This window comes from Chitinophaga sp., assembly GCF_019236475.1.
Taxonomy (GTDB): domain Bacteria; phylum Bacteroidota; class Bacteroidia; order Chitinophagales; family Chitinophagaceae; genus Chitinophaga.
Window position 1 is genome coordinate 336655 of the sequence record NZ_JAFAIX010000009.1, and the last position, 11646, is coordinate 348300.

The window sequence follows — 11646 nt, forward strand, 5'->3', positions numbered from 1 at the left end:
ATGTTTGTGTGCTCCCGCTGTCCCGTCATGCATTAAAGATAAAAGTATCGTCAACCAAGGCCCGCCAACGAGCAATTTTTTTCAACAATCATTTAGTACATCACCATCAAAAAAGTCATCGCGTAATTGTTAAACATGCTTTGCTAAATCGATTTTTTAAACTAAAACCAGGAGGTACACATCTACACTTTCACTATTGAATAATGAAAAAACCGTGCACCTGTGTACGGAGATCACCACATTTATCAACCAGGAAATCCAATCATCATGCATTCCATCTATTTCTATCGAGGCTGCCATGGCAGCTAGTTTCATGTATTTCGGATGAGGCGCCGGCAGCGTAATGCCGTGTTCTCCTGCTGCTATTAAACTGCGGTACTCGTACTGCGGCAGGCCATCTCATGTCCTTACCTGAACGCCGGAAACCTCCCCTCCATTTACCCACCTTCCCTCCAAAAGGGAAAGGTCAGACCACGGATACCCAGTGGTAATGGCCATTCCATGCCCATACGGTATTCGCCAATTCTCACCACAAACCAACATCTATGTCAAAGAAAATTTTGTACTTGTTGCTCCTGCTATGCTGCTCGTTGAGCATGTATGCACAGCAGGGGAAGGTGACCGGGATCGTTAGAGACGAAAACGGCTCACCCATTCCAGGAGCTACCATCCTGGAGAAAGGTACCCAGAACGGTACCACCACTAATGTAAACGGTACTTTTTCCCTCACCCTGAAAGGCACCAGCAATGTGCTGGTAGTCACTTTCGTAGGTTATGCTCCCAAAGAACTGAAAGTAGGGGATAAAACCAATTTTCAAATCAGTCTGGCCCCAGACGCCAAATCCTTGAAAGATGTGGTAGTTATCGGTTACCAGGAAGTATCCCGGAGAAAGAACACCGCTTCTATCTCTAGTGTAAAGGGAGACATGATCAAAGACTTACCAGCGCCCAGTTTCGACATGCTCCTGCAAGGCCGCGTAACAGGCGTAAACGTGCAAAACTCTTCCGGAGAGCCAGGTGTACGCAATTCGGTGGTAGTAAGGGGAAACAGCTCAGTGCTGCGCGGTTATGATGAAGCCCGTGCCCTTAGCTCTCCGCTCTATGTAATCGATGGTGTGCCTGCTTCTACGGATGATATCAGTGTGCTTTCCTATGGGCAGGGTACCGGTACGAATATGTTGGCAGGCCTCAACCCCAATGATATCGAATCCATCGACGTATTAAAAGATGCTTCTGCTGCGGCTATCTATGGTTCCAGAGGTTCTAACGGGGTCATTATCGTAAAAACAAGAAAAGCCAAATTGGGTAAACCTCAGTTCAACTTCAGTACCTATATGGGCTACTCCCAACAACGTAAACTGACAGAACTGGTAACAGGTGCAGAAGAGAGACGACAGAAACTCTGGGTACTGGGCCTATACAACAAATGGGCAGATAATCAATATCTCCCCCAAATGCTGACAGATAGCCTGAATCCGGCGTTTAATAATGCAACCGACTGGCAGTCGCTTTTCTATCAGACAGGTAAGATCAATAACTATGATATGTCTATGTCTGGCGGTAGCGAAGCCGTGAATTACCGTATCAGCCTGGGTCACTACCGTGAAGAAGGTATCCTGAAAAACACTGGTTTTAAAAGATATAGTGTACTGGCCAATATCAATTCACAGATCACCTCCAAACTGACGAATACAACTATCATTAAAATATATCGTACAGATAGGCCTCGTTCGCTGAAAGATCGTACTGGTGGCAACTTCGCCTTCAATAGCTATGAATTGCCTTCTTCTTTTTATAAGCTCACAGATGCCGGCAAACAATTCCTGCTGGGCAACAGTCAGAATACAGATAAGAACCTGAACAACAGCATGCAGTTGAGTACCATCTTCAATTACAGTATTCGACCTAACCTGAATTTTAATACCACCATTTCCTACGAAACCGCCAATTCCAGCAGAAACTATTACGTACCTGCGGTGGTGCGCACCAATGGCTATGGCTACGCGTCTTCCTTTGCTGACAAATCAGAACACTTTACGGTATATAACACCCTCGAATACACGAAAAAACTGGGACAGCATACTATCAATGTCATCGGCGGACAAAACCTGGAGTACAATTCCTACCGCAATACCTTCGCGTCAGCGGATTTCATTGCAAATGACTACGTGAATGTAGTAACGGTGGCTGATAAAAACTTCAGCACTGCCAGTTCCGGCTTCCAGGAAAGTGGCCTCCAGAGCTTGTTTGTACGTATGAACTACGATTTTAAAGGAAGATACTTGCTCTCTGGTGTATTCAATGCGGACGCTTCCTCGAAATTTGGTACGAAAAATCGCTGGGGTTATTTCCCTTCTGTATCTGCGGGCTGGATCATCAGTGATGAACCTTTCATGAAAGGCACTGGCAACTGGCTAAATATGCTGAAAATCCGCGGTAGCTGGGGTATTACTGGTACGCAGCCGGAAGAAAACTATTTGGGCTATAACACCTATGCAGTGAACAATGCGAATTTCACTGATCCCACGTCTACCTATAACGGCGGTTCTGTTATCACTCCCAACTATCACAATGGGATTGCCCAGCGTAATCTTTCCTGGGAACAAAGTATCCAGAGCAATATCGGCTTGGAAGCTTCTCTGCTGAAGGATCGTATTAAAGTCACCATGGACGCCTATTCCCGAGGTACTAGCAGAGGATTTTTTGAATACAAACTGCCCGTTTATAGCGGATATGATCTCGCTAAAACAAATGCGATTGGTATACGTAACTCCGGACTGGAACTAATGATCAACACCCGTAACCTGTCGCCTACCAGTAAGGTGCAATGGTTTACTGATTTCAATATCTCCTATAACAAGAACGTTATTACGAGTCTCCCTAATGGCGGACGCAGCCTGATTATCCCCTATAACGGTGGCGCCTATGGGTTCGATTACCTACTCACAGTAGGCAAACCTGCCAACCAGATGTTTGTGTTCCAATACGGTGGTGTGTATGCCTCAGATGCAGATGTGCCATTCAACAAACTAACAGGTAAACCACTGCAAAACTTTGTAGGTACTGATTATAAAGGTGGAGATCCTATCCTGATCGACCAGGTAGGTAACTACTACATTAAAGAACCGATGGACCAGATTGTTGGGGGAGACCCGAACCCTAAAGTGACGGGAGGTCTAAACAACGCCATCAGCTACAAAGGTTTTACAGTGGGCTTCTTCTTCACCTTTACTGCAGGTCGTCAGATTCTGAATTCGTATATGCTACGTCGTTATGCCAACCTCTTCGATGCCAGCGGTGATGCCGGCGAATGGAAACTGGCACAGGGAGCCCTTTTCGATCTGACAAAAGTGAACTTCTGGAAGAAACAAGGAGATCATGCAGATATTCCTTCCTTATCACTAGTATCCTCCGACCGCGATTATCACTACACCTGGTTTGATAAAAGTTCCATGTACATTGAAGATGGTAGCTACTGCCGACTGAAAAACCTCAGTCTAAACTACGCTTTTGGCCCCAAAGTGCTAAAGACCCTGAAGTTATCACGGTTACGCATATACGGCGTAATGGATAATGTGTTTACCATTCAGCGTTCTCATGTACCGGATGTGGAAGCCGTTAACGCATATGGTGTATATGATGGCGATGGTTACCCCATTCCGCGGAAATATACACTGGGACTTGATTTAGGATTTTAACCATTTAAACAACCAGACATGAAACGAATCATTTCATATATAATACTCATCGCATTTTGCAGTGTTTCCTGCAAGCAGGTACTGGAGCTCAGACCGAAGGAAACACCCAGTAGCGATGTATACTGGCAAAGTGAGAATGATGCGCTGGCGGCCACATTGGGCGCTTATTCCCTCTTGCGCGACGCGCTCACGGATCAAAACCGCTACTACGTTTACGGCGATGTGCCTTCCAAAGCTTTCCAAATCACCTATAACTCAGATTATGCCATTCAGCAGTTGATTGCTGGCTCTTATGATGGCGTGTATTATGGTTACCTGGATAATCTGCAAGACTGGACAAAGTTCTATAAGGCTATTGCACAGACCAACCTGTTGATCAAACGGCTGCCACAGATGGATGAAAAGAAATTCAAACTGGCAGACCGTAAGAAATATTTCCTGGGAGAAGCCCTGTACCTGAGAGCTTTTACCTATTTCTATATTTCACGGGTATGGGGAGACGTGCCGCTGGTAACTACAGCCGTTGAAGATGTCGTGGAGGCGAAACAATATGGCAGAGAAACACAAGCTAAAGTACTGGCACAATGCATCGCAGACTTGGAACAAGCCAAGACACTGATTCCAACCGTAACGGAGTCGCCCTCGGATAAAGGTATCCGTGCTAGCCTGGCTACTGTTCTGGCCTTGGAAGCGCATATCTACGCCTGGATGGGTAACTACCAAAAATGCGAAGAAATGACAAAAGATATCGTAAATAATCCTGCACAGTTTAATCTACAGTTTATTACAGACTCTGCACAGTTCCAGCGTATATCGATTGGGCGTACTTCAGAAAGCATTTTTGAAATCAGTATCAACTACGATCAGAATGAAAGCTCACAGCAAGGCATTGGTGAACGTACCTTATATAGTCCTTTCTTGGCTACACGTATCCCAAGCGGAGAGAACGTTCCCTGGACATTGAGCATGGAAACCATCAATAAACTGTATGATATCAATGGTGCTGATACCTTGGATCTCCGCTACAAATCTTGGTTCTACCAGGTGAAGGGGGATCATCCTATGCTGAAAAAATATGCAAATGTGATTTATAAAGATGGTGAAGTAAAGAAGAACCCACGCTTCTCTAATAACATTATCATCTTCCGTTTGTCGGATATCATGTTACTGCGTGCGGAAGCACTGTACAAAACCGGTAATGAAGCAGGGGCCAGGGTATTGGTAGATCAGATTCGTGCGAGAGCAGGCACCACACCAAGTGATCCGACTGTAACAGGGGCTGATTTCTTGTCATTCCTGGTATACGAGGAAATACGTGAGTTGTATGCAGAAGGGCATATGTATTATGACCTCATACGCAATGATATGCTCTCTGAATTCAATGATGTATTTGATGGCGCATTAGATAAAGGAAGCGCCAATTACGGACGCCAGTACTGGCCGATTAACAGGGATCTGTTCAAAGATAATCCCTATATGAAGCAAACGCCTTACTGGAGCGGTAGATTATAGTCATCCACTTAAAAAAATTATGTATGAAAAAGTTGATTTATTATAGCTGTATGCTGGGCCTTGCTATCGTCCTGCTGCAGGCTTGCAAGAAAGATAATTATATTGTGGGAGGCAGTCTGCATAACCCAAAATACAACGGCACTACTTACGATTATCTACATACTAATCACTTGTTCGATACCCTGCTGATAGTGATCGACCAGTTGGGATTGAAAGATGAAATTAATGCGAATAACACTACCTTCTTCGCACCTACAAATTATTGTTTCTATAATTATGTAAAGAAGATAGTGCAGGCCAGAAAACGTATAGCGCAAAATGATGAGAACCTGGTAGTGAATTTCAGTGATATAGATCTGAATACTCTACGGGATTCCATTCGGGCTTATATTTTTCCTGGAAGAATCGTATTGGATTCATTGGACAAGTATGGCAAAATGATTACTGCCATGGACGGAGAACAACGGTTGATCCGGGCTATTGAGGACCCCTCTGTAAATGTGGGCGGTACTAATTTTACGGATCTACCTAAATATATGTTTCTGACAAAAATTTATGGCACGCGCGACCCTGATAACCTCGACAGTCTGAAACTAATTCCGGATAGTCAGAAGGATGAGACATCCATCATGCAGACCACGGGCATTATCACCAATAACGGGGTATTGCACGTGTTGAGCAATTATCACATCCTCACTTTTGCCAAAATTCCTCAATAATTTACTATGAAAATGTGTAAATATATTTCGCTGTTCCTTTTGCTGATAGCCGTTTTTGCTGCCTGCACTAAAGTAACGCCAGGTTATATCAGCGATCAGATTCGTTATGTAGACGACACCTTCAGGGTGCCTAAAGGAACCTACTATTCGGCCGACTGGCGCTCCTTTCAGGCAGATGGTTCCAGTTATCCACTCAGTGTAAAACTGCTGGAGATAAGGGACCTGGCCACTGGTAAAGTAGCCACGCAGTTTTCCGATTCCCAAAACGTTTGGGTATTCAACGAACTGTTTAACCCAGATACGGATACCACCGTGGAACTCCTGAATAAGAAACGCACCATGCAAAGGGTACTGCCTATTCAAATCATGGAGAAATCCGGACAGGTAACGTTGAATCAAGGCTCTTTAAATATTCCTGATGGGAATTACACTTTTGATATCAGTGTTGCCAATGAGAGAGGGATGAAGGTATTCAAAAATATCGCGGTGTTGCAATTATACCTGGAGCAGTTCCAAGATCAAGGAAAGGGCTGTGCATGGTTTAAGGATAATACCACTACCAGCGGGGATTTGGGCGCGCCTACCATGACTTGTACCAAAGTATCTGACCAAGGTTATCGCGTAATTGTACGGATAACGGATAAAGCAGGAAATCCATTTAATCCGAAAGCAGGGGAGTTAATCAAACGTGGCGACAGGCCTTTGTTTGAAAGCTATGCACGCTTTCATCCAGTACAATATACAGATACTACGATGATTTGTGATTATGAGGTAACGCCGTTCCCTATGAAGGAAGTGCCAGGTTATGGTTATCTGATGTATTATCGTATACCCAGCCAGTTTGTAACGATTGATCCAGGCGTAACACCTACTCCTGATCCGATATATAGTGTGAATCCACGTTTTGCTTTCCGCCTGTTGGTACCAGGTACTTACCTGGTGAACATTAAGTTGCAGAAGGTTTTAAGAAAGATATAGGTAAATGGTGAGAATAAGTATTTGCAAGGGAGATGACTTGTTCATCTCCCTGCAAATATGAATTATTTCACTGGCTCTACTGTATAACCTTGCTTACGCAAAAGATTAATCACTCCTTCTTCCCCTCCAAGATGACCTGCCCCAAAAGCAAAGAAAGTGCTGGATGTTGTTGCTGCCTTTTCTATAACAGGAATCCAGTTTTTATTGCGTGTATACAATAATACATTGGCGTATTCGGCATAGGATGATTCTTGCAGTGCAAACTCAAAGATCTTATCTACATTGCCTTCAGCATAGTACTGTTTGGTTTGCTCATCTCTTTTGCGCGCCGCTTCAGGATTTTTGATATCCTTAATGATATCCGCCATTTGCACGCTATCAGGGATGACGTCAAATATTTTGAGCTGTGTCTCCAAACTTTCTAATCCTTCCACTGGTTTATTACTAGCCTTGGCCATGCCAAGAAATTCCTGCTCCAGTCCTGTAGGCGGACATCTCATATGTTGCACCATTAACAAACTGATCAGCACCAATGGTTTGAGATGAATCAACTGTGTTGCCTCCATATGGAAGCTATCGCGGATATAATTGGAGAACACTTGGAAATCGCTATCAGACATCGCTTTGCGCAGGTCATTTTCAGGCTTGGGAGCAAGTAAGGCCTGCATTTTTGCGGCAAACTGCGGATCTGCCATATTCATTTCTAAATACAGTGTAGAGGCCTTATCGAAAGCCTGTTGGGCTGCAGGGGAAATTTTGATTTCTTCTTTACAGAGCAGGTGGTAGGTGCCATAGAGCCAGGAGGGCTGTTTAAGACCTTTCCCTGAGACTTTCCACAACAGGGAAGATTCTTGTGCCTGGCTGACCAGCGTTGTAAAGCATACAAGGGTAAAAAGAAAAATCTTCTTCATGAGCTATGAATGGCGTTGATAAAATTCAAGTAAAAACTGTTGTAATATCTGAAGGTCTTTAGACAAATGCAGTGCCGAAATGATGGCTCTGTGTACCGGTGCATGATGTGGCAACGGATATGGAAAGCTGGAAATGATCAGATCTCTCTCTGACAAGTAATTTGCCAGGGAAGGACGATCATCATATTGCGGTAGTATGAATATCGGGAGACACGGATGCTGCTGATAGGGAACGCCTTCTAACAGGTGACGGGCGGTCTGAATATTCAACTTAAGCTGTTGTAATTGCTGTTTGATCAACGGTGCGGATTGCAGCCATGCAAAGGCAGTTGCTGGCATCATAGGCGTACTTGCGGTGAAGTAGGGGGTACGTTTTAGGGCCGCAATATCTGCTGCAGTACCAGCAATAACGCCACCTTCCGTACTATATGCTTTTGCCAGGGAAGTGGTGACCAGGTAACGTACGTTATCCGTACCTGGAGCCGTATGAATACTCCCTTTCCCTTCTGGTCCCAGTATCCCGAAACCGTGGGAATCATCCAGTATTACGAGCACCTGTCGACTCAACTGCCGCAGCCAATCGAAATTGAATACCGTTCCCGTAATCGGATTAACGGTATCTGATACAATCACATAGGAATGATCAGGGTGATTGTTTACTTTTTCAATCGTCTGGGCTTCCCATTGCTGCCGCGTTTCCGTTGGTAATGCAGGCACATGATGCCAGATCGCAGGATGCGCACCAGGTGCATATAACAGTTCTCCGCAATTGGCGGCATAGTGAATAGCAGCCTGACCAGATAGGTAACCAGAAGAAAACAGTACTGCTGCCTGCTGGTCCATCGTGGAGGCCAGGGCATGTTCCATTTCTTCGTATAGGCTTAAACGTATGTTGCTAACGCGGGATGCAGGAAATAAGGCGCCGAATTGGTTGATACCCTCAATGAGGGTGGCTTTAAAAACAGGGTGTTGGTGTAATCCTAGATAGGAGAAGCCGGAAAAAAATAGACAGCTTCTCCCATCAATGACTACCGTTCTGCCTGGGGTGAGATCGGTGTGGAACATAGGAATTGTTTGTGGAGACAACTAGTCCTTTTTAGTGCAAAGGATAAAATGAAAATCGCCGGATACCACTTTCATATCGAAATGATCATCATCCAGTCGATCTACTGTTACTAGGTTCTCCGCCTTACGATCTCCGTTAGAAGCAGTAACGGAAATAACTTTACCATTACTGAGTATCCGATATTTACCGGAATCAGGTTTATTGTCGATGGTGGCAATGAACACGTTATTATCTAGGAACTGATAGTATACATTGCTGTAATAGCCGTCTTTTAAATCGCGTGCCTGTGTGATCTGGGTCAGATTGTAAGGATCTCCTTTAGGCACCTTTACATCATATACCCGCCATTTTTTATGCAATAGCAATTCGTTCGTCTTACCGGTATTACATGCCTGCAGGAATAATGCAGCGATGATAACAGTAAAGACTACACGGAACATAGTGTTTGTTTTCATATTATCGGGAACCGAATTTTGCTTTGTTATAGGCCTCTGACTGACCTTTTGGAATAGAAAGGCTATCCCATTTGTCTTTCAGTATCATCTTACCAATATAAACCATCTGTCCCACATGATAGGGAATATGTCCCAGTTGACGGTTAATGGCATCTACCACAATAAGTGGTTCATTGCGGATCATTACCGTCTTTTCCAGGTCTTCCGGCTTCAGGGAAGCCAAAGTATCCATCATACATTTCCAGCCTTCTTCCCAGAGGGCTTGAATAGCTTCCTTATCAAGATTATCGTTCTCAAATTCCTCATCGCGGTGACGGTTAGGTTTCTCGCCATCGGTGGTGAGGAAGTCTGTCCAGCGGGAGAGCATATTGCCGCGCACATGTTTCACAATGTGGGCAATGCTGTTTGGTTCTCCTGCTGGCTGCCAGTGTAACTGTTCAGTATTCAGGCGGGCAATGGTTTTGCTGCCCATTTCTTTGGCAGTGAGAAAACGTTGTTGAACGCTGGTCAGATATGCGGTTGCTAATGATGACATGATGAATCAGTTTTAGGATTAATAACCTGCGGCGCTGTCGTCGCCGCGTTTGTCTGCTGCTGCATCCAGTTTTTTGGATGTCAGGTTTTTACGAATTAATTCTGTTCTGCCGATAGGGCCTCTTTTCACCACTTTGTACCCCATTGCTTCCAGTGCTTTGATGCTGGCTTCATTGAAACCTGTTTCCACATATACTACATCTGGCAGCCATTGGTGATGGAATTTCGGTTTATTCACGGCATCATCTGGGGAAAGGCCGAATTCCAGCGAATTTAACAGGGTCTGAAACACAGAGGTGATGATCGTAGAGCCACCTGGAGTGCCCAGGGAATAAACCGGCGTATTGTTTTGTAATACGATGGTCGGCGTCATGCTGCTGAGCATACGTTTGCCGGGAGCAATTGCATTGGCTTCTGTGCCTACAAGTCCGTACATATTGGGTACGCCTGGTTTTACGCTGAAATCATCCATTTCATTATTCAGGAGGAAGCCGGCTTTACCTACCACTGTACGAGAACCGTAGTGCCCGTTGAGGGTAGTGGTGACTGCCACGGCATTTCCTTCTTTATCAATAATGCTCAGATGCGTAGTTTGTTCGCTTTCCTTGATCAGTCCGGCTTTGGTTTGATCGCTGTTACCTGCTTTGCCTGGTTGATAATCTGCCATTCTTTGTTTCAGGTAATCCGGTTGGATCAGTTTTGCTACCGGTACTTTTACAAAGTCTGGATCGCCGAGAAACTCGGCCCTGTCGGCGTACGCGCGTCTCTCTACCTCAATCATCAACTGCATGGCCTCCGGCGATTGAAAACCCCATTTACCGATAGGGTACTTTTCTATCATCATCATCATTTGCTGTAAACAAATACCGCCAGAAGATGGGAGGGGCATGGTAACAATCGTTTTACCTTTGTACTGGAAGGAGAGAGCAGTTCTTTCTTTCGCTTTATAGTTCTTCAGATCTGCCAAAGTCATGATACCATGACCGCGCTGCATTTCGGCTACAATTTTATTGGCCGTTTCGCCTTCATAAAATCCTGCCATTCCTTTTTCACGTACTAATCGGAGGGTATGTGCCAATTCCGGCTGTAAGAGGGTATCTCCGGCTTTCCAGGGTACATCTTTTACAAAAGCTGTGGGGGCAGTATTGAGTTTCAGGAATTCCGCTCTCGTATCATTGAGGTTTTTTGCTTCCTGGGCAGTAATCACATATCCTTTCTCCGCCAGTTGGATAGCGGGATCAATCAACTTGCTGAATGGCAGTTTACCATATTTATGAGAAGCATATAACCCAGCGATGGTGCCCGGTACGCCTGCGGCCAGGTGGCCATCCAAACTTAAATGCGTGATGGGATTACCTGCGCTATCCAGGTACATATCGCGACTAGCTTTCGCAGGGGCGGTTTCGCGGTAGTCGATAGCAATATTTTTCCCGTTTTTCAGGTGGGCTACTAGGAATCCTCCTCCGCCGATATTGCCGGCGCCTGGGTATACGACCGCCAATGCCAACTGTGTAGCGATGGCCGCATCTACGGCATTCCCTCCTTGCTGCAATATGAGCACACCCGCCTGACTGGCAAGGGGATGGGCGGAAACCACCGCACCGTTGGGAACGGAAATATTTTTTTCTATGGTATAGTCGTAAGGGCGAAGTTGGTAGCCCGGTTGCTGGGCACGGGCACTGAGTAATCCGCCGATGGCCACTCCAAATATTAACAGAAAACGCATGGAAAAACTCTTTTAACTAAATTAGTATTACCAGCGAATTTCAGGAA

Annotated in this window: 9 protein-coding genes; 4 read left to right on the plus strand and 5 right to left on the minus strand. The window is 45.1% G+C overall.

Features of this window, described 5'->3' with window-relative positions; translation table 11 throughout:
* Positions 1 to 545: 545 nt before the first annotated feature.
* Genes JO154_RS12670 through JO154_RS12685 form a run of 4 tightly spaced genes read left to right on the plus strand, consistent with a single transcriptional unit; the run spans position 546 to position 6907 of the window.
* Positions 546 to 3698: a SusC/RagA family TonB-linked outer membrane protein gene (locus tag JO154_RS12670; protein WP_291945960.1), complete on the plus strand. Its 3153-nt coding sequence runs from the start codon at positions 546 to 548 to the stop codon at positions 3696 to 3698.
* 18 nt (positions 3699 to 3716) lie between these two features.
* Positions 3717 to 5210: a RagB/SusD family nutrient uptake outer membrane protein gene (locus tag JO154_RS12675; RefSeq protein WP_291945962.1), complete on the plus strand. Its 1494-nt coding sequence runs from the start codon at positions 3717 to 3719 to the stop codon at positions 5208 to 5210.
* A gap of 23 nt (positions 5211 to 5233) precedes the next feature.
* The gene (locus JO154_RS12680; protein WP_291945964.1) at positions 5234 to 5929 is read left to right on the plus strand and encodes a fasciclin domain-containing protein; all 696 of its coding nucleotides are present in this window, start codon (positions 5234 to 5236) and stop codon (positions 5927 to 5929) included.
* A gap of 6 nt (positions 5930 to 5935) precedes the next feature.
* On the plus strand, positions 5936 to 6907 hold the full coding sequence (locus JO154_RS12685; protein ID WP_291945966.1) for a DUF5007 domain-containing protein: 972 nt from the start codon (positions 5936 to 5938) through the stop codon (positions 6905 to 6907).
* 62 nt (positions 6908 to 6969) lie between these two features.
* Here JO154_RS12685 and JO154_RS12690 read toward each other — a convergent pair whose 3' ends face one another.
* The 5 genes from JO154_RS12690 to ggt are packed head-to-tail and all read right to left on the minus strand — an operon-like array spanning position 6970 to position 11599.
* Positions 6970 to 7818: a TraB/GumN family protein gene (locus JO154_RS12690; protein WP_291945968.1), complete on the minus strand. Its 849-nt coding sequence runs from the start codon at positions 7816 to 7818 to the stop codon at positions 6970 to 6972.
* Positions 7819 to 7821: 3 nt separating this feature from the next.
* On the minus strand, positions 7822 to 8883 hold the full coding sequence (locus JO154_RS12695) for an aminotransferase class I/II-fold pyridoxal phosphate-dependent enzyme (protein ID WP_291945970.1): 1062 nt from the start codon (positions 8881 to 8883) through the stop codon (positions 7822 to 7824).
* A 21-nt stretch (positions 8884 to 8904) separates the two neighbouring features.
* On the minus strand, positions 8905 to 9339 hold the full coding sequence (locus JO154_RS12700) for a hypothetical protein (RefSeq protein ID WP_291945972.1): 435 nt from the start codon (positions 9337 to 9339) through the stop codon (positions 8905 to 8907).
* A 1-nt stretch (position 9340) separates the two neighbouring features.
* Positions 9341 to 9874: a DUF1572 family protein gene (locus JO154_RS12705; protein ID WP_291945974.1), complete on the minus strand. Its 534-nt coding sequence runs from the start codon at positions 9872 to 9874 to the stop codon at positions 9341 to 9343.
* Between the two features lie 18 nt (positions 9875 to 9892).
* Positions 9893 to 11599, minus strand: a complete 1707-nt coding sequence (ggt, locus tag JO154_RS12710; RefSeq protein ID WP_291945976.1) for a gamma-glutamyltransferase — start codon at positions 11597 to 11599, stop codon at positions 9893 to 9895.
* Positions 11600 to 11646: the final 47 nt, after the last annotated feature.